The 26183-nt window shown below is 47.8% G+C and carries 25 protein-coding genes; 9 read left to right on the forward strand and 16 right to left on the reverse strand.

Annotated features, from left to right (window positions below):
- Positions 1–284: 284 nt before the first annotated feature.
- The gene (locus QSV55_RS08650; protein WP_289649903.1) at positions 285–1172 is read left to right on the forward strand and encodes a cation diffusion facilitator family transporter; all 888 of its coding nucleotides are present in this window, start codon (positions 285–287) and stop codon (positions 1170–1172) included.
- Entirely contained in the window at positions 1159–1857 is a 699-nt protein-coding gene (locus tag QSV55_RS08655) for an SDR family oxidoreductase (RefSeq protein WP_289649904.1), read from the forward strand. The genes QSV55_RS08650 and QSV55_RS08655 overlap by 14 nt, the downstream gene beginning before the upstream one ends.
- A gap of 31 nt (positions 1858–1888) precedes the next feature.
- Here the strand turns inward: QSV55_RS08655 and QSV55_RS08660 are convergent, their stop codons facing one another.
- Genes QSV55_RS08660 through QSV55_RS08670 form a run of 3 tightly spaced genes read right to left on the reverse strand, consistent with a single transcriptional unit; the run spans position 1889 to position 5159 of the window.
- The gene (locus tag QSV55_RS08660) at positions 1889–2518 is read right to left on the reverse strand and encodes a response regulator (RefSeq protein ID WP_289649905.1); all 630 of its coding nucleotides are present in this window, start codon (positions 2516–2518) and stop codon (positions 1889–1891) included.
- A gap of 4 nt (positions 2519–2522) precedes the next feature.
- Positions 2523–3611, reverse strand: a complete 1089-nt coding sequence (locus QSV55_RS08665) for a GAF domain-containing sensor histidine kinase (protein WP_289649906.1) — start codon at positions 3609–3611, stop codon at positions 2523–2525.
- A 9-nt stretch (positions 3612–3620) separates the two neighbouring features.
- Positions 3621–5159, reverse strand: a complete 1539-nt coding sequence (locus QSV55_RS08670) for a carbon-nitrogen hydrolase family protein (RefSeq protein ID WP_133451543.1) — start codon at positions 5157–5159, stop codon at positions 3621–3623.
- Positions 5160–5237: 78 nt separating this feature from the next.
- On the opposite strand from QSV55_RS08670, the gene QSV55_RS08675 reads away from it, so the two are divergent.
- Both QSV55_RS08675 and QSV55_RS08680 read left to right on the forward strand, forming a co-directional pair.
- Positions 5238–6059 (forward strand): RluA family pseudouridine synthase, encoded by an 822-nt coding sequence (locus QSV55_RS08675; RefSeq protein ID WP_133451542.1) that lies wholly within the window; start codon positions 5238–5240, stop codon positions 6057–6059.
- Positions 6060–6118: 59 nt separating this feature from the next.
- The gene (locus tag QSV55_RS08680; protein WP_289649907.1) at positions 6119–6724 is read left to right on the forward strand and encodes a nitroreductase family protein; all 606 of its coding nucleotides are present in this window, start codon (positions 6119–6121) and stop codon (positions 6722–6724) included.
- Positions 6725–6759: 35 nt separating this feature from the next.
- Here QSV55_RS08680 and QSV55_RS08685 read toward each other — a convergent pair whose 3' ends face one another.
- The 4 genes from QSV55_RS08685 to QSV55_RS08700 all read right to left on the reverse strand — a co-directional run bounded on the left by QSV55_RS08685 (position 6760) and on the right by QSV55_RS08700 (position 12139).
- Positions 6760–8922 (reverse strand): RNA degradosome polyphosphate kinase, encoded by a 2163-nt coding sequence (locus tag QSV55_RS08685; protein WP_289649908.1) that lies wholly within the window; start codon positions 8920–8922, stop codon positions 6760–6762.
- A gap of 51 nt (positions 8923–8973) precedes the next feature.
- Positions 8974–10509, reverse strand: a complete 1536-nt coding sequence (locus QSV55_RS08690; RefSeq protein ID WP_289651068.1) for a Ppx/GppA family phosphatase — start codon at positions 10507–10509, stop codon at positions 8974–8976.
- Between the two features lie 25 nt (positions 10510–10534).
- A complete protein-coding gene (gene fumC, locus QSV55_RS08695; RefSeq protein WP_289649909.1) occupies positions 10535–11920 on the reverse strand; it encodes a class II fumarate hydratase in 1386 nt (461 codons plus the stop codon).
- 81 nt (positions 11921–12001) lie between these two features.
- On the reverse strand, positions 12002–12139 hold the full coding sequence (locus QSV55_RS08700) for an SAS053 family DNA gyrase inhibitor (protein WP_165983710.1): 138 nt from the start codon (positions 12137–12139) through the stop codon (positions 12002–12004).
- Between the two features lie 78 nt (positions 12140–12217).
- Here QSV55_RS08700 and QSV55_RS08705 point away from each other — a divergent pair, with 78 nt between their 5' ends.
- On the forward strand, positions 12218–13099 hold the full coding sequence (locus tag QSV55_RS08705; RefSeq protein ID WP_289649910.1) for a nuclease-related domain-containing protein: 882 nt from the start codon (positions 12218–12220) through the stop codon (positions 13097–13099).
- A gap of 332 nt (positions 13100–13431) precedes the next feature.
- On the opposite strand, the gene QSV55_RS08710 is transcribed toward QSV55_RS08705, so the two are convergent.
- The 6 genes from QSV55_RS08710 to QSV55_RS08735 form a co-directional block, all read right to left on the reverse strand.
- A complete protein-coding gene (locus QSV55_RS08710; RefSeq protein WP_289649911.1) occupies positions 13432–14049 on the reverse strand; it encodes a sugar phosphate isomerase family in 618 nt (205 codons plus the stop codon).
- A gap of 277 nt (positions 14050–14326) precedes the next feature.
- Positions 14327–15067, reverse strand: a complete 741-nt coding sequence (gene nfsA, locus QSV55_RS08715; protein ID WP_289649912.1) for an oxygen-insensitive NADPH nitroreductase — start codon at positions 15065–15067, stop codon at positions 14327–14329.
- Positions 15068–15078: 11 nt separating this feature from the next.
- Complete coding sequence (gene trmL, locus QSV55_RS08720; RefSeq protein WP_133451534.1) at positions 15079–15552, reverse strand: tRNA (uridine(34)/cytosine(34)/5-carboxymethylaminomethyluridine(34)-2'-O)-methyltransferase TrmL; 474 nt, start codon at positions 15550–15552, stop codon at positions 15079–15081.
- Positions 15542–16675 (reverse strand): tRNA epoxyqueuosine(34) reductase QueG, encoded by a 1134-nt coding sequence (gene queG / locus QSV55_RS08725; RefSeq protein ID WP_289649913.1) that lies wholly within the window; start codon positions 16673–16675, stop codon positions 15542–15544. The genes trmL and queG overlap by 11 nt, the downstream gene beginning before the upstream one ends.
- Before the next feature lie 70 nt (positions 16676–16745).
- The gene (locus QSV55_RS08730) at positions 16746–17468 is read right to left on the reverse strand and encodes an amino acid ABC transporter ATP-binding protein (protein ID WP_289649914.1); all 723 of its coding nucleotides are present in this window, start codon (positions 17466–17468) and stop codon (positions 16746–16748) included.
- Positions 17461–18906 (reverse strand): ABC transporter substrate-binding protein/permease, encoded by a 1446-nt coding sequence (locus QSV55_RS08735; protein WP_289651069.1) that lies wholly within the window; start codon positions 18904–18906, stop codon positions 17461–17463. The genes QSV55_RS08730 and QSV55_RS08735 overlap by 8 nt, the downstream gene beginning before the upstream one ends.
- Positions 18907–19062: 156 nt before the next feature.
- Between QSV55_RS08735 and QSV55_RS08740 the strand changes: the two genes are divergently transcribed.
- Positions 19063–20220 (forward strand): aminotransferase class I/II-fold pyridoxal phosphate-dependent enzyme, encoded by a 1158-nt coding sequence (locus tag QSV55_RS08740; protein WP_289649915.1) that lies wholly within the window; start codon positions 19063–19065, stop codon positions 20218–20220.
- A 25-nt stretch (positions 20221–20245) separates the two neighbouring features.
- Here the strand turns inward: QSV55_RS08740 and QSV55_RS08745 are convergent, their stop codons facing one another.
- Both QSV55_RS08745 and QSV55_RS08750 read right to left on the reverse strand, forming a co-directional pair.
- Positions 20246–21280, reverse strand: coding sequence for a PTS sugar transporter subunit IIC (locus QSV55_RS08745; protein ID WP_434784219.1), 1035 nt, complete (start codon positions 21278–21280; stop codon positions 20246–20248).
- 57 nt (positions 21281–21337) lie between these two features.
- Positions 21338–22147, reverse strand: coding sequence for an alpha/beta fold hydrolase (locus tag QSV55_RS08750; RefSeq protein ID WP_289649917.1), 810 nt, complete (start codon positions 22145–22147; stop codon positions 21338–21340).
- Between the two features lie 158 nt (positions 22148–22305).
- Between QSV55_RS08750 and QSV55_RS08755 the strand changes: the two genes are divergently transcribed.
- From QSV55_RS08755 to QSV55_RS08765, 3 genes are all read left to right on the forward strand, one after another.
- Positions 22306–23589: an MFS transporter gene (locus tag QSV55_RS08755; RefSeq protein ID WP_289649918.1), complete on the forward strand. Its 1284-nt coding sequence runs from the start codon at positions 22306–22308 to the stop codon at positions 23587–23589.
- Positions 23576–24505, forward strand: a complete 930-nt coding sequence (locus QSV55_RS08760) for an ornithine cyclodeaminase family protein (RefSeq protein ID WP_289649919.1) — start codon at positions 23576–23578, stop codon at positions 24503–24505. Before QSV55_RS08755 ends, QSV55_RS08760 begins: the two co-directional genes overlap by 14 nt.
- A 169-nt stretch (positions 24506–24674) precedes the next feature.
- On the forward strand, positions 24675–25580 hold the full coding sequence (locus QSV55_RS08765) for a 3-hydroxyacyl-CoA dehydrogenase (RefSeq protein WP_289649920.1): 906 nt from the start codon (positions 24675–24677) through the stop codon (positions 25578–25580).
- A gap of 76 nt (positions 25581–25656) precedes the next feature.
- Here QSV55_RS08765 and QSV55_RS08770 read toward each other — a convergent pair whose 3' ends face one another.
- Complete coding sequence (locus QSV55_RS08770) at positions 25657–26130, reverse strand: DUF805 domain-containing protein (RefSeq protein ID WP_289649921.1); 474 nt, start codon at positions 26128–26130, stop codon at positions 25657–25659.
- Positions 26131–26183: the final 53 nt, after the last annotated feature.

Here is a 26183-nt window from a genome sequence, read left to right on the forward strand (position 1 = left end):
TTTACTCATCATTAAATGTTAATAACATTAAATTGAAATAATACACATCTCAATAAGTCACTTTAACATCTTAATATAATTTACAAAAAATTAAAAGAAAAAAATACTCATTTTATGCTCTTTTGCCGATATGTGTCCATTCTCTGTAAATTGACAGATTAGTCACGCAATTCAAATGATGATGTCCTCTTTTTTCACGCTGTCACGGGCTGTATTCTCTATTGTAGAAATCAGCAGGCTTTTACGTCATAATAATGAAGTATTCTAACTAAAGGCGGGATTGTATGCATATTAAAGATAAACTGGAACAGGCAAAAAAGGGCGCGCGCGTCAGTATCATGATGTATATTCTGCTGACCATCCTGAAAGTGGTGTTCGGTTATCTCAATGATTCTCATGCCCTCGTGGCGGATGGTCTTAACAACGCGACAGATGTCATCTCCTCTATCGCCTTACTCATCGGACTGTCTATTTCTATGCGGCCGGCAGACTCCAACCATAACTACGGTCATTACCGTGCGGAGTTTATTGCATCACTGATCGCGTCCTTCATCATGTTCGCCGTGTCAGTTCAAGTCATTGTGCAGGGCATCACTCACTTTATTCAAGGCGAGTATTCAGCCCCTACTTTTGAGGCAGGTCTCGTTGCACTGCTCTCCGGAATTCTGATGTTAGGGGTCTATTTCTACAATCGTAATCTCGCCAGAAAAGTCGGCTCCAGCGCACTGAAGGCAGCTGCGTACGACAACCTGTCCGATGCGCTTGTCAGCTTCGGCACCCTTGCCGGCATCCTGGGCGTGATGCTCGGTTTCCATACGCTGGATACCATCGCAGCTGTCGTTGTCGGTCTTATCATCATGAAGACATCCATCGATATCTTCAAGGATACGGCCATCACCCTGACAGACGGCTTTGATGTCGAGACGCTGACCGACATGAAGAACCTGGTCACAACGATTCCCGGCGTCATCCGGGTAATTGACTTAAAGGGTCGCAACCACGGCGTCATCACATTCGCCGATGTCACCGTGACAGTCAATTCCCTCCTCACTGTCAAAGAGAGTCACGATATCGCTGAAGCCATTGAGTCCAGGATGAAAGAACAGTTCGGCTCCATCGAGACCATCGTGCACATTGAGCCGGAAGGAGGAGATACAGATGTTCAAAGATAAAGTAGTGGTCATTACAGGCGGCGCAGCAGGAATCGGACGTGCTGCCGCAGAACGCTTCAGACAGGAAGGGGCTGAGGTCGCTGTCATAGATATTCAGGAGAACGGGTATTTTACAGGCGATATCAGTCAGCCTCAGACACTCGTCCAGTTCCACGACAAAGTGGTGAAGGACTTTGGTGCGATCGATGTTCTGATCAACAACGCACTGCCGCTGATGAAAGGCATTGATGACTGCAGTTATGAAGAATTTCTGTACGCCCAGCAGGTCGGTGTCGCCGCGCCGTTCTATCTCAGTAAGCTCTTCAAGGACGATTTCACGGCCGAGGGTTCCATCATCAACATCACTTCTACACGTGCAGCTATGAGTCAGTCCCAGACGGAAAGCTACACAGCAGCGAAAGGCGGCCTCACCAGTCTGACGCACGCACTGGCCATGAGCCTGAATGTCAGAGTCAATGCCATCGCGCCGGGTTGGATTGATACGACTGAATCTGAATTTTCAGGGGCGAACCACTCGCAGCACCCTGCCGGACGTGTGGGTAAACCAGAAGATATCGTTGAGATGATGTTATTCCTTGCTTCAGCCAGAGCAAGCTTTATCACCGGTCAGGTCTTTACAGTTGATGGCGGCATGACCAGACAGATGATTTATCACAATGATCAAGGCTGGCATTTCAACGGCTAAAATAAAGCGAAGATGACACGTCATCTTCGCTTTATTTATTGATTAAGTTGTAAGTCATCGCATAGATAGCGGCCTGCGTACGGTCCGTCACCTCAAGTTTCGTGAAGATGTGGCTGACATGTGTCTTGACCGTTTTTTCGGACACGAACAGAATATCCGCAATCTCCTTATTTGTATGACCTTTTGTCATCTCTTCCAGTACTTCCAGTTCCCGTTTAGACAGTCTGTTCTTAAGATGGGGCAATGAGACTGCCGCCTCCGCTGCTGTCATGACTGAAGGATGGAAGTATCTTTCCCCCGCCACCACTTTATTGATGGTCTCTATCAGTTGACCGGGTTCAGCATCTTTGATTTCATAGCCATCTGCCCCTGCTTCCATGACGCCGATGACATGCTCCTCGTCAATATAGCTGGATAAGATGAGAATCTTAATCTCCGGATAATGCTGTTTGATGTATTTAGTCGTTTCAATTCCATCCATACGCGGCATCACAAGATCCATCAGAATACATGCCGGATGCACGCCTTCTGCCAGGTAGTCTATGACTTCCTGACCGTCACTGAAATCTGCGATGACTTCATAATCTGTCATCGAATCCACCAGAAACTTCAGACCCTGTCTGACAATATGATGGTCATCAACGAGTACAAGTGTCGTCATGGTCTCATCCTTTCAGCTGCAGTGTAATCGTTGTTCCTGCTTTACTGCTGTCAATCAGGAGCTGTCCGCCTATCGACTCTGCACGCTGCTGCATGTTGCCAAGTCCATGTGTCGGCAGCTGACTGGCTGAACTGACAGAAAAGCCCTTGCCGTTATCTTCTATTGTAACAGAGTGTGCACTGATTGTGATGACCGCCTGCTGTGTCTCAGCATGTTTTCTGATATTGTTCAACGCTTCCTGGATGATTCTGAAGATAGTGATCTCTTCTTTATTATCAAACTGTACGAGACCCTCTACGTGGAGGGTCGTCTCCAGATTCAGCACCTGGGCATACTGACGGATGGCATGGGTCAGCCCCTCCTCCAGCCCGATAGGCTTCAGCTGCCAGATAAGTGCACGCATCTCATTGACGGCATTCTGACTCGTCTCCTCTATGATGGAGAATGCCATCTTCGAGCGGGCATCCTCCGTCTGAGCCCCCGCGGCATGGGCTGTCAGCTTCAGTGAGAACAGCATCTGATTGACAGAATCGTGGAGGTCACGTGCCAGACGATTGCGTTCATTCGTCAGCGCAATCTCCCGTTCCTTCTCCGTCAGCGCGATCCGCTTGATTGCACTGCCGATCTGGAAGGCGACTGATTCCAGCAGCTCTAATTCTTCTGCACTATACGTTTCCTTATGAGGTGTGGCGACATTCAGCAGGCCGAACTTCTCCTGTCCGGACTGCAGCGGCACAGTGGCATGATGCGTGATGCCTCCTGTTTCAGCCGGGAATTTGCGGTTCGCCTGAACGATTCGGGAGCAGGTGATGATGTTCGAGGCCTTCGTCAATTTGCCTTGATGATACCTTGAGACACACCAGCAAGGGCCTTCCGTCATATAATGGCAGTGATTCCGCTCAAGCGCCTGGGGCAGGTCATAATCAGAGACAAGCTGATGGTGACCGTCCTGATCGATAAAAAAAATCCAGCCGGTCGAAAAATCACTGCCTTCGACCAGCCGTTTCAGCGCACCCAACAGCATTGACTGAACTTCTGTTTCCTCATTCAGAAATTCTGCTATTTCTTTTAACAGTGCTGTCTTTGATTTCATGCGCTCACCTTATTTCTTATATTGAATGTGATAGAGGTCATGTCTACGGTCACGCAGCTGGCGCACTGTGCCGTCTTCACGGCCGCGGCGCAGCACTTCGAGGTCAACATCACCGATCATCACCATCTCCACGTTTTCACCTGTCTCACCGATGATACCGTCACGCGCAAAGCCGAAGTCGCTCGGTGTGTAGATACCTGACGCTGAATACTGGATATCCATGTTTTCAGTCTGTGGCAAGTTGCCGCACGTGCCGCTTGTCACTGTATAGATCTGGTTCTCAATCGCGCGAGCCATGGAACAGTATTTCACACGTAAGTAGCTCTGACGGTCTTCTGTAGAGAACGGCGTGAAGATGATCTTCGCCCCTTTTTCCGTCGCGATACGTGCCATTTCAGGGAATTCGCTGTCATAACAGATCTGGATAGCAATCTTCCCGCAGTCCGTGTCAAAGACTTCCACCTTATTACCTGGTGAAATGCCCCACCAGCGACGTTCATTCGGTGTGACGTGGATTTTGTACTGCTTCTCAATTGAGCCGTCACGACGGAATAAGTAGGAGATGTTGTAGATTTCATCGTCTTCCTCGACGAAGTGGGAACCGCCGATGATATTGATGTTATAACCCATCGCGAAGCTGTTGAACATCTCGATGTACTGCTCCGTATATTTAGTCAGATGGCGAATCGATTCAGCCGGATTGCGTCGCTCGTCAAAGCTCATGAGCTGGGTCGTCAGCAGTTCCGGGAAGACAACAAAGTCACTGCCCGCATCGTAAGCCACATCGACGAAATATTCAATCTGGTTCGCAAACTCTTCAAATGAATCTATCTTACGCATCATGTAGTTGACCGTACAGATACGGACCGGATAGCTGGTCTTGAAATGAAGATTGCTTTTCGCCACAAAGTCAGGATTGTTCCATTCCATCAGTGTCGCGTACTTACTGCTTTTGACATCATCAGGCAGATAGCCCGGATTGATACGCATCAACGTAAAGCCGTTCATAAACTGGAAGGTCAGGACCGGGTCCTTGATCTTGCGCTTCATCACATCATTGACATATTCACGCGGAGATAATTCATCTTTATAGAGATGATAGTTAGGAATGCGGCCGCCGATGATGATACTCTTCAAGTTCAGTTCATAGGCAATTTCACGGCGTGCCTCATAGAGACGCTGGCCGACACGCATGCCGCGGAAATCCGGATGCACCATCACTTCTATACCGTAAAGATTGTGCCCGTTCTCATTATGATTGGTGATATAACCTTTGTCTGTAATATCATCCCATGTATGACGGTCATCGTACTCGTCGAAATTGATGATCAGACTGGAAGAGGAACCGATGATGGTTCCTTCATACTCAATGACCACCTGTCCGCGCTGGAAAAGATTCAAATGGGATTCCAGCTGCTCCCTTTTCCAGGGCTCCATGCCGGGGAAGCAGACCTCCTGAAGCTTGATGACTTCATCTATATCATCAAATGTCATCAGACGTGATTCAATTGATTTATTGAAATTCTCTAAGTTAAGTTCCTCTGTCATGTTCATACTCCTTCATTTGCTCTATAATAAGTATTATACACGACTCAGGGAGTCGCTAAACATATAATGGAGGCAACAATGAATATCACAATCAACTCGTCATTTGACGGCATGACAGTAGAAGAACTGCTGAAACACTGGGTGCTACCTAAAAAAATGATGCATGAACTGCGCATGTCCAAAGAACTGATGCTTAATAACGAACCTGCTACATTCCGCTCGATTCTTCATACAGATGACCAGCTGATGCTGCCACTGCCAGAGGAGAAAAGTCAGTACAAATCGTCCTTCAGACTTTGTGAAGTGGCTTACGAAGATGAATACCTGGCGATACTGGTTAAACCGAAAGGTGTCAAGACACATCCAAATGATATGATGGAGACCAATACCCTGCTGAACCACGCTGTCTATACGCTGAAATCAGATTATGTTGAACCGATTCATCGTCTCGATCAGGAGACAGTGGGCCTCGTGCTTGTCGCCAAGAATCCACTGGTCAAGAAGATACTGGACCGCATGCTCGAACAGCGCGACATCACCCGAACCTATAAAGCGAAAGTCCGCAGCCTGCTGCCCCTGAAAAAACAGACCATCGAACTGCCTATCGGCAAGGATAAGTTCCATCCGAACAAACGCCGCGTATCCGACAGCGGTCAGCATGCCGTCACACATATCATCGATTCACATGTGCTCGGCGACGGTGTGACTGAAGTTGAACTGAAACTGGATACCGGCCGGACGCATCAGATCCGTGTCCACCTCGCAGCTATCGGCTATCCCGTTCTCGGCGATCCTTTGTATAGCGACTCCAAATTACGCCAGCTGCAGTTGACCGGCTATAAGCTGACTTTTGTCCATCCGATTACGAATGAACGTGTAGAGGCAGAACTCAAACAGTAAAATTGCATTTTGACCTTCTTTCACTTAACATATAAGTGCTAATTAAAAGGAGGAACATTATGTCAGACTTAAATATTTTCACAGATAGAAAAGCGGTCAAAGAATATGACCCGGATTTCAAACTGTCAAAAGAAGAACTCATCGATCTACTGGAGAAAGCAAACCGTGCACCTTCTGCGTGGAATCTGCAGCACTGGAAATATATCGTCGTTCATAGTGATGACGCCAAAGAGAAACTGCTGCCTCTCGCATTCAACCAGCGTCAGATCACTGAGTCGAGCGCGACACTCATCGTTCTCGCTGATAAACAGGCGGAGAAAAATATTGATGCCGTCTTTAATCCAGATGTCGAAGCTGGACGTATGACACCTGAACTCAAGGAGCGCCTCGCCGGACAGATCACTAGCGCGCATTCACGACCTGAATATGCGTTTGAAGCAGGTGTCCTGAATGCATCACTTGCCGCGATGCAGTTCATGAACGCCGCTACACTCGCTGGATTATCAACCTGTCCGATCGGGGGCTTTAATCGGACTGCTCTGATCGAAGCGTTCGATATTGAAGACCGCTACTTACCGATCATGCTTATACCGGTCGGAAAACAGGCTAAAGAAGCACGGGAGACGTCACGTCTTGCTGTTTCAGACGTCGCTAAATTCCTCTAAAAAAATCAGTGCAGCGAACTCGCTGCACTGATTTTTCAGTTTCTTCTGATACGTGCACGCACACGGTCAAATAAGCGGGCACGCTTAGACATCATCGGTCTCGGCGGCTCCACCTCTTTTTTGACGAGGCTGCGTTTATACTGCTCCGCTTCCTGCACGAGTTTCTCCTGTGAGTTAGTCGGCTCCAGATCGTTCCTTACGTATTCATAGACCCCTTCACTAGTCTGCTCCCGTGCTTTCAGATTATCATTCAACTGTAGCGCCAGAATATCTTTCAGTCTGGCCACAATCACTTCATCAAGTACAGGGAACAGAATCTCGACCCGTTTGATCATATTACGCGTCATCATGTCTGCTGAAGAGAGATACATTCTTTCTTCGCCGTTATGATAGAAATAATAAATACGGGAATGCTCAAGGAAACGTCCGACAATGCTGATCACACGGATATTCTCGCTGACCCCTGGAATACCCGGCTTCAGACAGCAGATACCACGGATGATCAGATTGACCTTAACCCCTGCCTGACTCGCTTCGAACAGCTTCTTGATCACTGCTTTATCAGTCAAGGAGTTCATCTTGGCGATGATGAGACCGTTGCCATTGGCTTGATGAGAGGCAATCTCCTGGTCGATATGATCCAGGAACTCATCACGAATTTCAAACGGCGCCACATGCAGCTTCTTGTACTCCGGCTTCTCAGAGTAGCCACTTAAATAGTTGAAGAAGTTCATGGCATCCTGACCGATTTCCTTATTCGTTGTAATGATACCCATATCTGTATAGATTTTAGCGGTCTTATCGTTATAGTTACCTGTCCCCAGATGAACATAAGGGACCAGTTCCTCGTTTTCGCGTTTGATGACAAGCGTGATTTTACTGTGCGTCTTCAGATGCGTCATCCCATAGATCACATGACAGCCCGCTTCTTCAAGCATCTTCGCCCAGTGAACATTGTTCTCTTCATCAAAGCGCGCTTTCAGTTCGACTAAAACCGTCACCTGCTTGCCTGATTCAGCCGCATGTTTCAGTGCTTCAATAATCGGTGAATCGCTGGATACACGGTACAGCGTCTGTTTGATGGCCAGTGTATTCGGATCTTCTGCAGCTTCTTTAATGAAGTCCACAATCGGCTGGAATGATTCATACGGGTGATGGAAGAAAACATCACGTTCCTTCGCTGCCTGATAGACATTCTGCTCATTCAATGCAAGCGGCGGTGCTGCTTCAAACGGCTTAAACTCAAGCTGCGGGTATTTCTTGCCGATCATGCCCGCCAACTGGAAGAGCATCGTTAAATCAAGCGGGCCATCAATTTTATAGATATCCCGTTCTTCGATATCCAGTTCCTGAGTTAAAAAGGAGCCATTGATGGTCGGATCATGCCGTACATCAATCTCCAGACGTACCGCAGCCCCACTTTTTCTTTTCTTAAGGAACTTCTCGATTTCAATCAGCAGATCTTCCGCGCCGTCTTCATGAATCGTCAGATCGGCATTACGCGTGATTCTGAAAGTGAACGTCCGCAGAATTTCATAACCTGCAAATAAGCGGCCGATGAAGTGAGTGATGATATCCTCAAGCAGAACATAGACGCGGCGCTGGTCATCCTTGATTTCGATGATACGGTTAAGGAGCGCCGGTATCTGTACGATGGCAGATTTTTTAGCGCCCGTCGCATCCTTGACATCCACAAAGATGTTCAGCGACTTATTCGTTAATTTAGGGAACGGGCGGTATGCATCAATCCCGAGAGGTGTCAGTGTCGGCAGGATTTCAAACTCGAATTTCTGTGTGATGAACTCGTAGTTCTCAGCAGACAGTTCATCAGGGGTTTTGAAGAAGACCTGGAAACTTTCTAGTTCTTTCAGCAGTTTATGATACTGTTCATACTGGATCCGCACATTTTCACGGTTTTTCTCATCGATAGCAATCAGCTGTTCAGTCGGTGTCATCTGCGTTTTATTTTCACGCTCTGTGAAATTCAGTTTCACCTGATCTTTCAAGCCGGCTACCCGCACCATGAAAAACTCATCTAAATTGGATGATGCGATAGCTAAAAACTTAAGACGTTCAAGCAACGGATTCTTCATGTCCATTGACTCTTCGATGACTCGATAATTGAAAGCGACCCAGCTAACTTCTCTGTTGTTATAATATGCTTTATTGTTTAAATCCATCTTTTTGTTCGTTTCCATTTTAGTCACCTCAACTATGTCTATAACCTTTACTTATACAGTTATAACGGACTAATGTAAATTTTCTGTAAAGATGATGTTAATTTTTGACTTAGTGATTTTTTCCAGATGCTTTTTCTGGCGCTCTGCCTGATATTCCTCCGCAATCGGATCGCCCGAATAATGGATATACAGGTTCACATGCTCCTTCTCCTGTTCCATATATAACTCGGTGACGACGCGTGTATTGCTGACATTCAGCGCATGCGCAAACTTCAGAATGCTGCCGAGCACCTGAATTTCCCCTCTTTCCTTATCACTGAACCAGCCTGTCTCATCCATGAAGAACTTGAGGAGCGATTTGCTTTTATAGCTTGCAAGAAGCGCTAATTTAACACGCTCACGATGGGCGATGCCGTTCAGACTTGAGTTTGAGATGATATAGTACGTGTGCTGGCTGGATGCATCAGAATCGATATAGCTGCCCAGATAGAACAGATAGGCTGCCTGCAGCATCAGTTTCTTCTGCTGCTTATCGCCCGCGATGAGATCCATTTTCTCCAGCTCAAAATAAAGCATTTCTGCCAGCTTGCGACGCTGCAATGCATCTTCATGCTTGATGTTGTAGCTGTAAGCCAGATTGCGCAGGCTCTCTTTAAACACTTCATTCTTATCAAAAGGATGTTTGTAGTCTTCCTCAAGAATAGACATCGTGATGCCTTCACGCAGACCTTTACGTGAGAAAATAAATTCAGTGGCATTGACTTCCTCGTAAAGCGTCGTGAAGACGATGCCTGAAGGGACAATGATGTCCTGACGGTCCTTGCTCAGACCATCGAGATCATCAAGCTGTTCCATCGTCGAGGTGATCAGCTTTTTGAAGACATATTCGATATCCTGCTTCGACATGGAATAGCCGTGGACACCCGCAATCGGATATTCAGACAGAGACTGATGGATACGTGCGAAGTTACGTGCAGATCCCCCGATAGCAATAATAGGCACTTTACGCTTACCCAGCCATTTAAGTGACCGGAACTGTTCCTTGACATATTTTCCGGCCTCTTCGATTGCACTAGAATCGTTATGAGCCTTACCATTAAAGAATAGTTTCTGCAGCGTGACGACACCAAACGGGAAGCTGTGCGAGAACTTCAGTTCCTTATCCTCATAATAAGTGACTTCTGTACTGCCGCCGCCGATATCGACGGTGACCCCGTCTTCGTAGTCGAGCGTGTTGACGACTGCATAGTAACCGAAGTAAGCCTCTTCTTTTTCCGAGATAATGCGCATCTTGATTCCGGTACGTTCCACCACTTTATCAATGATTTCCGTGATGTTCTTTGATTGGCGGACGGCCGCTGTCGCAACAGGATATAATGCTTCCACATCAAACTTGTCCGCTACTTTCTGGAAGCTTTCCAGGGTATCACATAAGACATTGATCCCCTCTGCAGCCATTTCTTTGTCGGCATCCAGATACTGATAAAGGCGAGCAGGTGTTTTAATATTCTGCAGTTCAATCAGCCCTGTTTTTTCAGAGTACTCAAAGATGACTAATCTGATAGTATTTGAACCGATATCCACTAAACCTATTCTTTTCATAATCTACCTCTTCCCTGCTTCATACTTATTATTTCGGATGAATCATATCCTCCGGTTTGATCCAGTCATTATACTGTTCTTCTGTCAGATAACCGCTTTTCAGGGCCGAATCCTTCAATGTCAGGCCTTCTTTGTGGGCGGTCTTCGCGATATAAGCTGCTTTCTCATAACCGATGTGCGGATTAAGGGCAGTCACAAGCATCAGTGACTGGTTCAGATAGTTCGTGATATTCTCTTCAATCGGCTCGATTCCGACTGCACAGTTGTCATTGAATGAGTTCATACCATCCGCCAGTAGATAAATCGACTGCAGCGTGTTATACATGATGACAGGTTTAAAGACATTCAGCTCAAAGTTACCCTGACTTGCTGCCATACCGATCACTGTATCATTACCCATCACTTGTACAGCGACCATCGTCAGCATCTCACTTTGAGTCGGATTGACTTTACCCGGCATGATTGAAGAACCAGGTTCATTTTCAGGAATCGACAGTTCACCGAGACCTGCGCGTGGACCTGACGCAAGCCAGCGTACATCGTTCGCAATCTTCATTAAATCTGCTGCCAGTGCCTTCAAGGCCCCGTGTACGAAGGTTACTTCATCATGAGCCGTCAGCGCATGGAACTTGTTCGGGGAGGAAACGAAGTCATAACCCGTCTGCTCCTTGATCTGTGCGGCCACGCGGTCACCGAATTCCGGATGCGCATTGATGCCAGTCCCCACAGCAGTGCCACCGATCGCCAGATTCAGCAGTTCTTTTTTAGCTGTGTTCAGCAGTTCCTCACATTTGTCGAGCATGTAGCGCCAGCCTGAGATTTCCTGACCCAGTGTTAAAGGTGTCGCATCCTGTAAGTGAGTACGACCGATTTTGATGATATGCGCGAACTTTTCCTCTTTGTCTTTCAGCGTGTTGCGCAGACGGTCAAGTGCCGGCATGAGTTTCACTTCAATCTCATTGTAAAGGGCAACGTGCATCGCCGTCGGGTAAGTATCATTTGAACTTTGCGATTTGTTGACGTCATCATTCGGATGAATACGTTCTTCAGAACCTGATTCAGCCAGATACTGGTTCGCAGCGAATGCGACGACCTCATTGACATTCATATTACTCTGCGTACCGCTGCCGGTCTGCCAGACGACAAGCGGAAAATGTTCGTCCAGTTTGCCTGCCAGTACATCATCACAGGCTTTGACAATTGCAGCTGCTTTCGCTTCAGATAATTTACCCAGTTCTTTATTAACGACTGCCGCCGCACGTTTCAGATGTGCGAAGCCGTAGATGACTTCAATCGGCATCTTTTCTTTACCGACCGGGAAATTCTGCTTGCTGCGCTGCGTCTGAGCGCCCCAATATTTTTCAGCAGGTACTTCGATTTCACCAAATGTATCGTGTTCAATTCTTACAGACATGTTATTCTCCCCTTAATGTTTTGATACTTCTATTCTACATTAAATAATAAGGACATTCATCACAAAAAAACAGCTGAATCATCAGCTGTCTTCGCGTTCATCTTGTGTACCGTTGAAATTATGCTCTTCAGCATTCTGCTCTGAAATCTGTTCCATTTCTTTTCCGAGTTCTACAACATCACTGAAATCTTCAACCATTTCATTTTCTGGATTGTGCATGGATAGTCCTCCTTAAAATTTGTCAGGCTGCTCATTAAGGGATATATTGGAAATGTCAAATACATCCAGGAGCGCCTCATGATCATCTACCATTCTCGTACCCTCATTCATCAATATTTAAGCTATGAAATGCTGAAATATCGTTATCCCTTTGGCGTTGAGACGATTGACAGACAGGAAAGAATGAAGAAAGGTTACAGCGGTGAATCTCTGGCTGACCACTGGCTGACCGACTTATTCACGTCCTCCAGCTGTCTTTATCTTTGTGATTTACGACTGAATATTGACTTTGAGCAACTGCAGATTGACAGCCTTATTATTTTTGATCAGACTGTTATAGTCCTTGAAATCAAGAACTACAGTATGGATCTGATCTATCAGAATGGCCATTTCTACCGGCAGTCCGGCGAGATACTGACCTCACTGCACACACAGCTCGATAAAATCAGGCGGCTGATGTCCAAACTGATTGCTGACTTTGACAGCACGATTGAGGTGAAGGTTATGCCGTTCTTTGTCAACAGCAAACAGCAAATAAGCGGTCTGCTGCTAGACGGTGATGTCCTTGTGCCTGGTAATTATCAGCACGTGCTCGCGCCCTATATAGCTAGCCGAGCGCCCCGTGATGATTTAGCACGTTATCTTGTTTCATTGAACCAAGCCAATGACTTCGACAGAAAGCTTGAGATTGATTACGATTCAGTCTCTAAAGGCATCTACTGTGAGAAATGTCATCAGCCGCTCACCAAGAAAAGCCAGCGCCAATATGGTTGTTCAGCGTGTGGCCAGGTCTATAATGCGCATCAAGTTGTCAGCCATCAGCTCAAAGTCTATCGTTATATATGGGCTGACCGACCTGTGACGACTAAGACCGCTTATGAATGGATGGACGGCAAAGTCTGTTGGCGGACGCTGCAACGCATACTGGCAAATATGACAGACGAATCACTTATTCCCTGAGACTAGGCTGGCGCGCCACTCAATCTGTCCTCTCTTCCCGAGTGGCGCCAGGCGCGCCACTCAACCTGCCTTTTCTTCCCCAGTGGCGCCGGGCGCGCCACTCAAGCTATCTTCTCTTCCCCAGTGGCGCCAGGCGCGCCACTCAAGCTGCCTGCCGCTCCCCAGTGGCGCCAGGCGCGCCACTCAAGCTGCCTTCTCTTCCCCAGTGGCGCCGGGTGCGCCACTCAAGCTGTCCTCTCTTCCCGAGTGGCGCCAGGCGCGCCACTCAACCCTCTATTATCTTCTCCCTCAATTAAAAAACACCAGCTCATCACGAGCTGGTGCGCTTTATCTTATGAGAACACTGAATAATAATATTCACGTACATCTGCTGGCAGGCCTTGTGCCGCTTCCCAGTCTAAGATGACTGTCGACATACGGTGTGACTTCAGATTGCCGGCCTCAAAGTTTGTATTGGTTTCGCTTGTGCTGTAAAGCTGTGAGACAACATTCGCTTTATCTGCACCTGTCACTAACAGAATGATTTCGCGTGCAGTGAGCAGACCCTTATCAGAATCAGAATTCACTTCACGGTAACCGACTGTGCCATCTGTATTGATTGTCCCTACAAACATAGTCAGTTTACCTTTGTTTTCTTTTGTCTTGGCTTTCTCTTTAATTTCTTCATCAATATTCACTGTTTTCTTCACACTATGCAGCTGATCTTTGACGATGCCCATATTCAGAAATTCAGCCCCAGCGTTATCATAATCGAATACATGAATCTGGCTCGCATCGACTGGATAAGTCGCCATCTCTTCATGTAATTCACGGTAGAAATGATTCTGCTCATCGTTCAGTGCAAACACAACGATTGAAGTCGGGTTATTGTTGAACTGTTTTCTTACGATATCTGCCGCATACTGAGAAGCGATACCCTCAGTTTCAAAAATCTTAAAATTCATTGCCATGATGTTTTCCTCCTGAGTCCACTTTTAATAATTCACTTATACCCTTATTAGTATATCATTGAAACATAAGGTTTCACTCTTAATTGTTATGGTATATAATAAAAGTAATTATATTTCAGGAGGTCCTTCCCTTATGAACACTTTATTAATTTGCATGGTCGGTCTATCATTCATCGTTGCAATGTTAACAGCTGGTCGTGAATCTCAATATGGCATCCGCGACGAAGAGCTTAAAAACTTAAAATAAAAAAAAGATTGGCTCTCCGCCAATCTTTTTTTATTGCTGCAGGAATCCCTGTTTCTTCACCACGTCATCTACATCCAGCCGGGTCTTTTCACTCAGCATTCCGACGACCTGCTCACTCCATTTATCAGCCCGCTTACCATTCGTCCGTGCCCGGTAATAGGCCGCGATCTCCTCGTCATATCCTGCAATCTCTTCAGCATAGCTGCTGCTGTCATAACCGTTCTCATGGTAGATATGCTTAAACGGCAGCCGTTCTTTCTGACTGCCTGAGTCAGCAGGATGACCCACAACCATCCCAAAAAGCGGATAGACATGTTCCGGCAGATTCAGGATATCAATTACCTGCTGCATATCGTTGCGCAGGCTGCCGATATAGCAGATGCCAAGTCCCATACTTTCCGCCGCGACCGCCAGATTCTGCGCGGCAAGTGCTGCATCTACAGTCCCTACCAGAAAACTTTCTGTCGCACCTAAATAGTCATTGATATCTGCGCCGAGTTCTTCGCTCATCAGCTGATGGCGGTAGAAATCTGCAACAAATACAAACAAGTGACCATTGTCCTCTACATAGGTCTGACCGCTCACTTTTCGTAAGGCTGCCTTCTTATCGGCATCGGTCACGCCGATAATGGAGTAGGCCTGCAGGTAGCTGGATGTTGAGGCCATCTGAGCGGCCTCCACCAAACTCCGTACTTCCTCTCCTGTCAGCTTCTCGTCAGTAAACTGCCGGATGGAGCGATGATTCATTAACTGTCTGATGACTTCATTCATATCTGCACCTCTTATTTCAGATTTGGATAATTCTGCTGTCTCAGTGCTTCATAGACTAAGATGGCAGCAGTGTTCGACAGGTTCAGTGAACGTACATTATCGTTCATCGGAATTCTGAGCGCTGTATCCATATACTTTTCTTTTACCCAGTCTGGCAGGCCAGTGGTCTCTTTACCGAAAATAAAATAATGCTGGACAGTCGTATCTGAGTAATCAAACGTCGTATGCGGCTTCTGACCGAACTTCGTCAGCAAGTAATAATTGCCGCCCGCTGTCTTCTCAAAAAACTCTTCGATGCTGTCATAGTAGATAATATTGACAAATTTCCAGTAATCAAGGCCCGCACGGCGCAGCATCTTGTCATCTGTCGAAAAGCCGAGCGGACGGATCAAGTGCAGCGTCGTATCCGTTGCGGCACAAGTTCTGGCGATATTTCCTGTGTTAGCCGGAATTTCCGGCTGATAAAGTACGACGTTAATTGACATGTGTAATCTCCTCTAATCCTTTTAATATTTCATTCTTGACTGCTGCGTCTTCTTCCATCCTGTATCTTTCCTCCAAGAAAGGGCGCTCCGCTTCCCCGGCAATTTGACCGATCGCCCAGTATGCAGTTCCTTTGATGACCGGACGCTCATCTTTCACAGCCACTTCTTTCAGTGTCGGCACTGCACTCTCTTCCTTAAAATGGGCAAGCGCGATAATCGCATTGCGCTGGACCGGCTTCTTGCCACGCCAGCTCCCTGCCAGATGACCGTATTCATTCTTGAACATCTTATTGCTCATAGTCAGGAGCGGTTCAAGTAACGGCTTCAGCTTAAGAGGTTCCAGTATGATGTCGTCATGGGTCGTATTGATGCCGCGGTTCTTCGGACAGACCTGCTGACATGTATCACAGCCGTACAATCTGTTCCCGATCTTGCTTCTATATTCATCCGGCAGGAAGTCTTTCGTCTGCGTCAGAAAACTGATGCACTTCTGTGAATTAAGCTGGCCGTTACCGACTAAAGCACCGGTCGGGCAGCGATCTATACAGATGGTGCAGTCCAGACAGCTGTCCAGGACAGGTGCATCTGGCGGCAGCTTGATGGAGGTGAGCAGTTCACCGAGATACGTCCATGTCCCGAGCTTCCTATTCAGAATAAAGCCATTCTTCGCGGCATAGCCCAGGCCCGCGCGCTCCGCTACAGCCCGGTCACTTAATACACCGGTGTCGACCATTGACAGACACTCCGCCTCTGGTAGACGCGACTTGATGAATGCTTCCAGTAGCTGCAGCCGTTTCCTGAGCAGGGAATGGTAGTCCATCCCCCAGGATGACCGCGCGAACATACCGCGTCGCTCTCCGCGGATACTTTTCGGTGCGCCGGGCAGTTTGTTAGGGTAACCCACCGCTATAGCAATGATCGATTCAGCTGAAGCCATGGACTTCCTCGGATCGATTCTCAGCTCGATATCTGACTCCTCAAAGCCTGAAGCATAGCCCTTCGCATAATATGCTTCAAGCTTCGGCCTCAGCTCTTCAAACGGCTCCGCTGTCGTAAATCCGATGGCATCGATGCCGATCGTCTTGCTATATGCAATGATCTCCTCTTTCAGCGTTTGAGACATGTACTCACCTCCAAATCAATGCAACTATTTTACCACAAAAAAACACAACGCCGGAGCGTTGTGCCTGAATTTATAATACTTTGGATAGAAAGCTCTGTGTCCGTTCATTCTGCGGGTTGCCGAAGATCTGGGCAGGCGGTCCTTCCTCCTGGACAATGCCTTTATCCATGAAGATGACCCGGTCAGCCACTTCTCTTGCAAAGCCCATTTCGTGTGTGACGACGACCATCGTCATCCCTTCACGCGCCAGATTCTTCATAACAGCGAGTACATCACCGACCACTTCAGGGTCGAGCGCTGACGTCGGTTCATCAAAGAGCATGACGTCAGGATTCATCGCCAGAGCACGTGCGATAGCGACACGCTGCTTCTGGCCGCCTGACAGCTGAGACGGATAACGGTCAGCCTTGTCCTTCAGACCGACTTTATCCAATAGCTCGAGACCGAATGCCTCGAGGTCAGCCTTGTTGCCTTTTTTCAGCAGTAATGGAGTCATCGTCAGATTATCAAGCACCGTCTTATGCGGGAATAAGTTGAAGCTCTGGAACACCATCCCCATCTTCTGACGATGCAGATTGATATTCGTTTTCTTGTCATTCAGCACATTGCCCTCAAAAATGATCTCACCGCTTGTCGGTGTCTCAAGCAGATTCAGACAGCGCAGCAGTGTTGACTTGCCGCTGCCGGAAGGTCCGATGATGGCCACCACTTCCCCTTCCTGTACATCGATATTGATCCCTTTCAGCACTTCAACATGTCCAAAGTTTTTATGGAGTTCTCTCACATTAATCACTTACACTCATTCTCCTTTCGAATAAGTTCATCACTCGTGATAAACCAAATGTCAGTAAGAAGTAAACGATCGCCACAATCAAGAGCGGTGTAAATGGATCAAACGATGCCCCTTGCACGACCTGCGCATTGAACATCAGTTCGCTTACCCCGATGACCGAAACGATGGAAGATTCCTTGATGACAGTGATAAATTCATTACCTAACGCCGGCAGGATGTTCTTGATGGCTTGCGGCATAATGACTTTGTTCATCGCCTGTGCATGGCTAAGTCCGAGCGAACGCGCCGCTTCCATCTGTCCTTTATCCACTGCCTTGATTCCTGCACGAATAATCTCGGCGATGTAGGCACCACAGTTCAGGATGAGTGCAATCGCCCCGCAGACAAATGCGGATAAATCAAGTCCGAGCACTGCTGTCGTACCGAAATAGACCAGAAACACTTGGACCAGGAGCGGCGTGCCGCGGATAAATTCGATATATACCCAGGCGATGGCCTTCAGAATCTTGTTCGTACTGAGCTTCATGAAGGCAAAGATGCCGCCGAAGAGTGAACCGAAGACAACGCCCAACAACGAAATCAGAATCGTTGCACCAAGTCCCTGCAGGAAATAAGTGCCGTATTTACTTAAAAATGAGCCGTCATCAAACATGGCTTCGTTTGCTTTTTCTTTATAGCCTTCAATCAGCTTCTGATCATTCACCTCTTTGATGGAAGCATTCAACGCGTCGAGGAGCTTCGGTGAATCTTTCGGCAGTGCGATGGCTGTCCCTTTATCAGCATTGCCGAATTCCAGGTCTGAATAGGCTAACTGCGTATTCTGTGACAGATAAGCATCTGCAACAGGGCCTTCCATAATGACGCCCTCCACTTTACCTGTATTGAGTGACATGATGGCTTCCGGCAGACGCGTCAGAGAGGTCAGATTGGATTCAGGCAGCTCTGTCTGTGCAAGCTCTTCCTGTGTCGTCTGTTTCTGTGCGGCAATCCCCTTACCCTTGAAGTCTTCTACTGTCTTCAGTTTGCTCTGATTTTTCTTCTGAACGACCATACGCTGTTTAACCTGCATATACTCATCCGTGAAATCGACTTCTTTCTTACGCTCAGGCGTCGGGCTCATCCCCGAGATGATCACATCAATCTTGCCCGTCTTCAGTGAACCGAGGAGACTGTCAAACTGCATATTGACGATCTTCAGCTCCACTCCTAAATCTTTTGCTATTTTCTTGGCCAGTTCGATATCGATACCGACATATTCCCTCTTGCCGTTCACCGTTCTCTCAAATTCATACGGTGCATAGTCAGCCGATAAACCGACACGCAGCTCGCCCCGCTCTTTAATGACGTCAAGCTGATCGTCTGCAGCAAATGCGCTGTGCAGCGGCAGACTTGCAATCACCAGCAGTAACGCCAGTATCAAGGTGATACTCTTCTTCATGTTCAATATCCCATCCTCCTTAAAACCTTTGTAATAACTATACATTCTGTTTAATATATATACAATAGTCAATTTAACGTTGCTTTAAACAGTTAAAGAAACTATAGTTAAATTATATTATATTCAGAAAATTCGGATTATGAAAGAGGTTTTTTGATGAAAAAGTTAAATGATTATGTTTCACAGCTGGAAGTACCGGGAACACGGCAGTTTTCAAACAAGGTGGCCCGCTATGATAACTGTGTGGATCTCACTCTGGGCCAGTCAGGATTTATGCCGGCCAGCTATATCAAAGAAGCGATGATCAAGGCGATTGAAGAGAATCAGCTGCGCTATACCCATAACAAAGGGCTGCTGGAACTCCGCCAGGCGGTGTCGGACGATATCTATCGCCGACTGGACGTCCGTTATGATGCTGAGACTGAAATCCTGATGACGAACGGCGGCTCTGAAGCCATAGATGATGTACTGCGGACTATTCTTAATCCCGGCGACGAGGTCCTGGTGCCGGTCCCGACCTATCTCGGCTATGAGCCGGTCATCAAGCTGTTGGGCGCGGAGACGGTCTATATCGATACGACAGACAGTCATTTTGTACCGACGGGCGAAGCTGTCGCTGCCGCTATCACCGAGCGGACAAAAGCCATCATCTTCAACTATCCGACGAATCCGACCGGCGTCACCTATTCATATGAGGAAATCAGCGCGCTGGTCGATGTGCTGAGTCAGACCGATATCTTCATCATCACGGATGAAATCTATTCAGAAAATGTCTATGACAGTCCCCATCACTCATTCATGGAGTTTCCGGCGGTACGCGAGCAGCTCTTTGTCGTCAGCGGCCTGTCCAAGTCGCATGCCATCACCGGCGCACGGGTCGGCTACGTCCTCGCACCGGCCGAACTGCTGGAACATGTCACGACCGTGCATCTGTATAATTCCATCTGCGTCGCGACACCGATGCAGTACGGCGCCATCAGTGCACTGAAATACGGCCAGGAGGATGTCAAGAGGATGAACACGGCCTATATCGAGCGCCGGGACTATCTGTATGACCGGCTAGTGAAGATGGGACTGCCGGTCATCAAGCCGCAGGGCGCGTTCTATATCTTTCCGGATATTTCCGCCTACTCATCTGACTCATTTCAGTTCGCCAATGAGCTGATTGAAGCTGTGCAGCTGGCGGTCGTACCCGGCAAATCCTTCTCAGACCTCGGTGAAGGCTATATCCGCCTGTCATTCGCCTGTACGATGGAGGAGATCGTCGAAGCCTGTGACCGGCTGGAGCGTTTCCTGCACGATTATCACAAATAAAAAAAATCCAGCCTCGGCTGGATTTTTAAATTTCCGGTTCAAATTTATAAATTTCATTCTGATACTGCGGAATAAACTTCTTCAGTACATAATGGAAGAAAATCGCGGCCGGCAGAGGCACGATCAAATAGGCGAGCAGCAGCTTGAGCAGGGCATTCCCTTCCATCGTCGGCAGGGCGTTGAGCGGGCCGACAAGTCCGGTGTAACCGAAGCCCGCAGACATCGGTGTACCTTGGATACCCATAAAGTAGGCCATCAGACCGCCGACGATACCATTCAGTATGAGGGGCACGATAATGACCGGATTTCTGAAATAGACCGGCATCATCATCTTTGCCGCACCGATCACAAGTGTCGTATTGACCCCTTTATTGTTGACGAACCATGACCCTACGATGAAGGTATAGCAGCAGGCCGCAATACCGAGGTTCGCTGCACCACTGCCGAGTCCTGACAGACTGATGACCGTCGCAATAGCGACAAGGGAAATCGGTGTCGCCATCATGACAGAATAGAAGACACAGATCAGAATACACATGAGCAGCGGGTTCAGCGTCGTAAAGTGATGAATCAGTTCGCCGAGAGTCCCCGTGATCATTCTGACATAGGGCAGTGTCAGCGTACCGATAATCCCCGGTATAATGCCTGCAAGAATCGGCAGAAAGACAAGATTCAGTGTGCCGAGACGGTCACCGACCAGCTGAATGACGAGAACAGACAAGGCGATGGTAATCAGAATATTGATCAGATCCCCCATCCCGGTCAGCATCGCGCCCTGCTCTGTAAACTTGACAGCGCCTGAACCGATAAAGGCTGCACCGCCGATAATAGCGCTCTGCGGACCGTTCATCTTGAACTGGTGGCCGACCAGCGTGCCGATGATAATGGATGCGCAGAACTGGAAGATCTGCAGAAACTGCAGCAGCACATTGAAGATATCATAATGCTGCGCCAGATATTTGAAGAGTTCACCCAGCATAGCGTTCGGAATCAGCGCAACAACGATTCCTGTCGCCATGCCGTTTAATATTTTAAAGAAAAAAGACTTCAATTCATTCACTCCTTTAATCACTATCTAGTCCACTATCATAGACTAAAAGTGATATATGCACAACGCTTATTTCAGGTGCATAATAAAAACAGCTGCGAGTGACTGAATCAGCTCCTTCTCCTCTATCATCGGATTGTGACCGGCGTTCGCGACAAGCGTTACAGTGGCATTCGGTTCATTGTTGAAGAATGACAGCTGGTCCTTGTATCCGACGACGGTATCCTGTTTACTGACAACGACATGCAGCATGGTATCATCACCGATATCAATCACATCTTCACAGCGGAACTGATAGTAGACACTCGCGTCTCGTCTCAGCTCCTTCATGAAAGTCTTATCAGCCTGCTTGATGCCCGGTACGATCTGTTCACGGTACCGTTCCCATGTCTGCTGGTTGATGACAGCCGTCGTAGCCAGATACTCATCGTAGTAGTCCGCATCCTCCTGGACATTGACACGCTCCTCAATCTTCTGTTCAAGCAGCTCACGGTTGCGTTCACTGTACTGGCCTTCAACGACCGGACAAGTCAGATAGGCACCCGTGATCCGGTTCTTCCAGCGGTCCATCAGCCCTAAGCACATATAGGCCCCGTAGGAATGACCGAACAGGATGATATCCTGATGCGGCGTCAGTGTATCGATGAATGCCATAATGACATCCAGCATATCATTCGTCGTCGTGATGGATAGATCCGCCTCCGACTCACCCATGCCAGGAAGATCCAGATAGATACGTCTGAATGAATCATCAAATAAATGGTCGTACAGCTGGTACTGACTGGACAGATTCAGCCCGTTGCCATGAATGAAGTAGACCGGTCTGCCCGTGCCTGCCTCCTGATAGTTCAGTGTGATATTTTTAATCTGTATTTTCATCTCATCCCGTCCTTCTCTTTTGATAACAGGAGATTATACCCTCCCGAAGAAAAAATAATCCGTTATAAAACGAATAACCGATAAAATTATAATTGACAGAAAATTCTTTCAAATATAATATTTAATTTAAATACAGCTTAAACAAAGGGGAAATAACAATGAACAAGAAACTTGAGAACAAGGTCCTCGGCGCCAGTCTTATCGGCTCCTCCATTGAATGGTTTGATTTCTTTCTCTATGCATCCGTAGCGAGCGTCATCTTCAGCAAGCAGTATTTCGTGACGGACGATCCGACTGTCTCTAATCTGATCGCCTATTTCGGCCTCGCGCTCTCCTTCTTCATCCGGCCGTTCGGCGGCATCTTCTTCGCCCATATCGGTGACCGGATGGGCCGCAAGAAGACACTCGTCATGACACTCTTGCTGATGGGTGTTGCGACAGTGGCCATCGGTCTGATTCCGACTTATGAATCCATCGGTATCGCGGCACCGCTTCTGCTTCTGCTCTGCCGCCTTGTACAGGGTCTCGGTATCGGCGGTGAGTGGGGCGGGGCTCTGCTGCTGGCTACTGAGTATGCGCCACCTGAAAAACGCGGCTATTTCGGCAGCGTGCCGCAGATGGGCGTCACAATCGGTATGGTGCTCGGCTCACTGTCCTTCTATCTGATGACGGCGCTGACAACTGAGAAACAGTTCAACAGCTTCGGCTGGCGTATTCCGTTTATCTTAAGCGGCGTGCTCGTAGTCTTCGGTTTCATCATCCGTAAGGGCCTGGACGAGACCCCTGCCTTCAAGGAAGTACAGCAGGCAGGCACTGCACCGAAAGTCCCGCTCTTCCACACCTTGAAATATCACTGGAAAGAAGTGCTGATCACAAGCGGCGCAAAATTTGTCGAGACCGCGCCTTTCTATATCTTCGGGACGTTCGTCGTCGGCTATGCAACGACGACACTCCATCTGAAGTTTGAACATATCATGCTAATTGTCATGGCCGCTGCGATATTGACGACCTTGATGATTCCGTTCTACGGCAGACTGAGTGACCGTGTCGGCCGCCGGAAGCTCTACCTGATCGGTGCGACCGCTATGATGCTGTACAGCTTCCCGTATTTCTGGCTGCTTGAACAGCGTTCCACTGTCATGGTGCTGATCGCGACTATTATCGGTCTCAGCATCATCTGGTCACCGATCACCGCCGTTTTAGGCACGATGTTCTCGGAAGTCTTCAGCAAGGAAGTCCGCTATACGGGTGTAACGCTCGGCTATCAGATCGGTGCCGCACTGGCCGGCGGAACAGCACCGATGATCGCAGAATACTTGATGGGCCGCTTCAATCATTCCTACGTGCCCGTAGCCATCTATCTGATGGTCATCGCTGCGATCTCCATCACCGCTGTGCTCAGTATCAAGCGTCATAAGGAGCCTGGCCATGAAGTATTATAATGACGAAGACATTCAGTCCGTCTACCAGATGCCGGATGCTATCGAAGATATCCGGGCTGTCCTGGAGGACGTCCGGAGCCAGCATATTATCATGAAGGAGCGAACAGTGATTGAAGTGCCGGGTACTGCTGACACCATGCTCTATATGCCCTGCATCAATACGAGAAGTATGTATTCCATTCTGAAGACCATCTCCATATTCCCGGAGAATAATACGCAGCCTGTCTCGCAAGGGGTTACACTGCTCAGTGAGCTCACACATGGTGCCCACGTCGCGACTCTGGAGAGCAGCTATCTGACACGTCTCAGAACGGGTGCCATGAGTGCAGTCGCAACCGATCACTTAGCTGCCTCAGATGCACAGGTGCTCGGCGTCATTGGCACAGGCGGCATGGCTTTCGAGCAGATGCTCGGCGTTACTGCCGTAAGAGATATTCAGACAATCAAGCTCTATAACAGAACAACCGATAAAGCGTATGCCTTTAAGACCAGATTACAGGCGGTAACCACAGCTGACATCGTTGTCTGTCAGACAGCGGAAGAAGCGGTGACTGGTGCAGATATCATCAACTGTGCCACCCGTTCTGAGGAAAAAGTCTTCAGTCACGACCATCTTAAAAGACCTGTTCATATTAACGGCGTCGGTTCCTACTTACCCTCGATGCGCGAGATTGATACCGAGACGATCACACAAGCTGACTGCATCGTCCTCGATGATATCGAGGGTGCAAGACACGAGGCAGGCGAATTCATTCAGGCAGAACAGGACGGCAGTTTTTCATTCAGTGAGGCTGTCCCGCTGGCCGCTATCAGCACGCTGCCGCAGCAGCCACGGGAGATCACTATCTTCAAGTCTGTCGGTGCCGCCTACTACGATCTTGCCGTAACGGTAGGGGCCTATCAGCGACTGAAGTAACTGCGACACTCAGTTCATCTAGCATCATTAAGATAAGCTTGCTCTCATCCAGAGCAAGCTTATCTATTTTGAGATTTAATTTATAAGCAACTTATTTGAGCTCCTTATCAATAAGGATTATAATAATTAATGAAATGATACTAATTAGTAATAAATAAAGGAGACGGTTATGATGAAAAATATTACGATTGTCGGCGGCGGTGTCTTAGGCACTCAGATTGCCTTTCAGTCAGCTTACTTTGGTTATGATGTGAAGCTTTATGATATCAATGAGGAAGCAGAAAAAGCAGCTATCGACAAACTGGATAAGCTGGTTGCGACTTATACGGCTTTCTTCCATGATGACACTAAAGCCCAAGCAGCCAGAGCACGTATCTCTACTACGCATGACCTGGAGACTTCCCTGCAGGATGCCGATCTGATGATTGAAGCCATCCCTGAAATCAAGAAAATCAAAGTCGACTTTTATACGAATGTGGCGAAAGTCGCACCTGAAAAAACGATTTTTGTGACAAACTCTTCAACGATGATTCCAAGTGACTTCGCTGAATATACAGGACGGCCCGAAAAGTTCCTGGCGTTACATTTCGCCAATGAAGTCTGGAAAAACAACACAGGCGAAGTGATGGGGCATGCCGGCACTGACAAGAAATATGAATATGAAGTGCTGGAGTTTGCGGAATCAATCGGCTTGATTCCACTGCACGTGCTGAAAGAACAGCCCGGCTATATCTTAAACTCAATCCTGGTGCCATTCCTCGAAGCCGGTAAACGCCTCTATGTGAAAGGTGTCGCTGATCCGGAGACCATCGATAAAACCTGGATGGCAGCAACCGGTATGAAGGTCGGCCCGTTCGGTGCGTTAGATGTCATCGGACTGAATACGGACTACAACATCACCTTGACAAAAGCACAGGAAGAAAAAGACGAGGAATTACTAAAATTCGCTCAGCTGATGAAAGAAGAATATATCGACAAAGGCCATTTAGGCACATCTACAGGTAAAGGGTTCTACACGTATCCAAATCCTAGCTACCGACAAGAAAACTTCCTGAAAGCAAAAGGCGATCAATAATCTCATCATAATAGAACACCCCTGTAGTTGAAGTTTTACAACTACAGGGGTGTTTGCTTTAAGTCGATGTTGTATGTTATTTGCGTTTCAGTGCCCAGTCTGTCGGCAGCAGTGATATGAGCAGCAGCACGCCCCATATAATGAAGAAGCCACTAGCAGCTAGTTGAAAGAGTGTGTCGCTTAACGCCGCCTGTTTGAAGCCATTCATGATATATACAATGAGCGACGGTAAATACAGAATTCCGCATATTATCTGTATGACGACGTACCACTTTTCACTGATACCTATATCACGTAAGCGACGGATAAAGCCGCTGAAACAAGCCCAGACAAGGATAAAAAATGACGGCAGGCAGAAAAGTAGTAACCCGATAGACATCCCTTCTCCCGGACTGTAAAAACGTTCATCCAGCCACCAGATTAACCAGCAGATCAACATCCAAATAGCAACCGACAGTATCATAGGCGGCCAGAACTGTGTCCGTGTATCCCGTCCTTCACTCGTAAAGGCATACCACCAGAAATCCTTCATAGCTTCTCTCATTCCCATATTCAGTCGTCCCTCTCAAGAAACACATCATCTCGCTCATTCCCCTACCAGCG

Origin of the sequence: Macrococcus bovicus, from assembly GCF_030376725.1 — a bacterium.
GTDB classification, from domain to species: domain Bacteria; phylum Bacillota; class Bacilli; order Staphylococcales; family Staphylococcaceae; genus Macrococcus; species Macrococcus bovicus.

Bases quoted from the DNA above. Each gene is read 5' to 3' on its own strand.
- QSV55_RS08650 (WP_289649903.1), top strand. From the start codon at position 285: ATGCATATTAAAGATAAACTGGAACAGGCAAAAAAGGGCGCGCGCGTC.
- QSV55_RS08655 (WP_289649904.1), top strand. From the start codon at position 1,159: ATGTTCAAAGATAAAGTAGTGGTCATTACAGGCGGCGCAGCAGGAATC.
- QSV55_RS08660 (WP_289649905.1), bottom strand. From the start codon at position 2,518: ATGACGACACTTGTACTCGTTGATGACCATCATATTGTCAGACAGGGT.
- QSV55_RS08665 (WP_289649906.1), bottom strand. From the start codon at position 3,611: ATGAAATCAAAGACAGCACTGTTAAAAGAAATAGCAGAATTTCTGAAT.
- QSV55_RS08670 (WP_133451543.1), bottom strand. From the start codon at position 5,159: ATGACAGAGGAACTTAACTTAGAGAATTTCAATAAATCAATTGAATCA.
- QSV55_RS08675 (WP_133451542.1), top strand. From the start codon at position 5,238: ATGAATATCACAATCAACTCGTCATTTGACGGCATGACAGTAGAAGAA.
- QSV55_RS08680 (WP_289649907.1), top strand. From the start codon at position 6,119: ATGTCAGACTTAAATATTTTCACAGATAGAAAAGCGGTCAAAGAATAT.
- QSV55_RS08685 (WP_289649908.1), bottom strand. From the start codon at position 8,922: ATGGAAACGAACAAAAAGATGGATTTAAACAATAAAGCATATTATAAC.
- fumC (WP_289649909.1), bottom strand. From the start codon at position 11,920: ATGTCTGTAAGAATTGAACACGATACATTTGGTGAAATCGAAGTACCT.
- QSV55_RS08700 (WP_165983710.1), bottom strand. From the start codon at position 12,139: ATGCACAATCCAGAAAATGAAATGGTTGAAGATTTCAGTGATGTTGTA.
- QSV55_RS08705 (WP_289649910.1), top strand. From the start codon at position 12,218: ATGATCATCTACCATTCTCGTACCCTCATTCATCAATATTTAAGCTAT.
- QSV55_RS08710 (WP_289649911.1), bottom strand. From the start codon at position 14,049: ATGGCAATGAATTTTAAGATTTTTGAAACTGAGGGTATCGCTTCTCAG.
- nfsA (WP_289649912.1), bottom strand. From the start codon at position 15,067: ATGAATGAAGTCATCAGACAGTTAATGAATCATCGCTCCATCCGGCAG.
- trmL (WP_133451534.1), bottom strand. From the start codon at position 15,552: ATGTCAATTAACGTCGTACTTTATCAGCCGGAAATTCCGGCTAACACA.
- queG (WP_289649913.1), bottom strand. From the start codon at position 16,675: ATGTCTCAAACGCTGAAAGAGGAGATCATTGCATATAGCAAGACGATC.
- QSV55_RS08735 (WP_289651069.1), bottom strand. From the start codon at position 18,906: ATGAAGAAGAGTATCACCTTGATACTGGCGTTACTGCTGGTGATTGCA.
- QSV55_RS08740 (WP_289649915.1), top strand. From the start codon at position 19,063: ATGAAAAAGTTAAATGATTATGTTTCACAGCTGGAAGTACCGGGAACA.
- QSV55_RS08750 (WP_289649917.1), bottom strand. From the start codon at position 22,147: ATGAAAATACAGATTAAAAATATCACACTGAACTATCAGGAGGCAGGC.
- QSV55_RS08755 (WP_289649918.1), top strand. From the start codon at position 22,306: ATGAACAAGAAACTTGAGAACAAGGTCCTCGGCGCCAGTCTTATCGGC.
- QSV55_RS08760 (WP_289649919.1), top strand. From the start codon at position 23,576: ATGAAGTATTATAATGACGAAGACATTCAGTCCGTCTACCAGATGCCG.
- QSV55_RS08765 (WP_289649920.1), top strand. From the start codon at position 24,675: ATGATGAAAAATATTACGATTGTCGGCGGCGGTGTCTTAGGCACTCAG.
- QSV55_RS08770 (WP_289649921.1), bottom strand. From the start codon at position 26,130: ATGGGAATGAGAGAAGCTATGAAGGATTTCTGGTGGTATGCCTTTACG.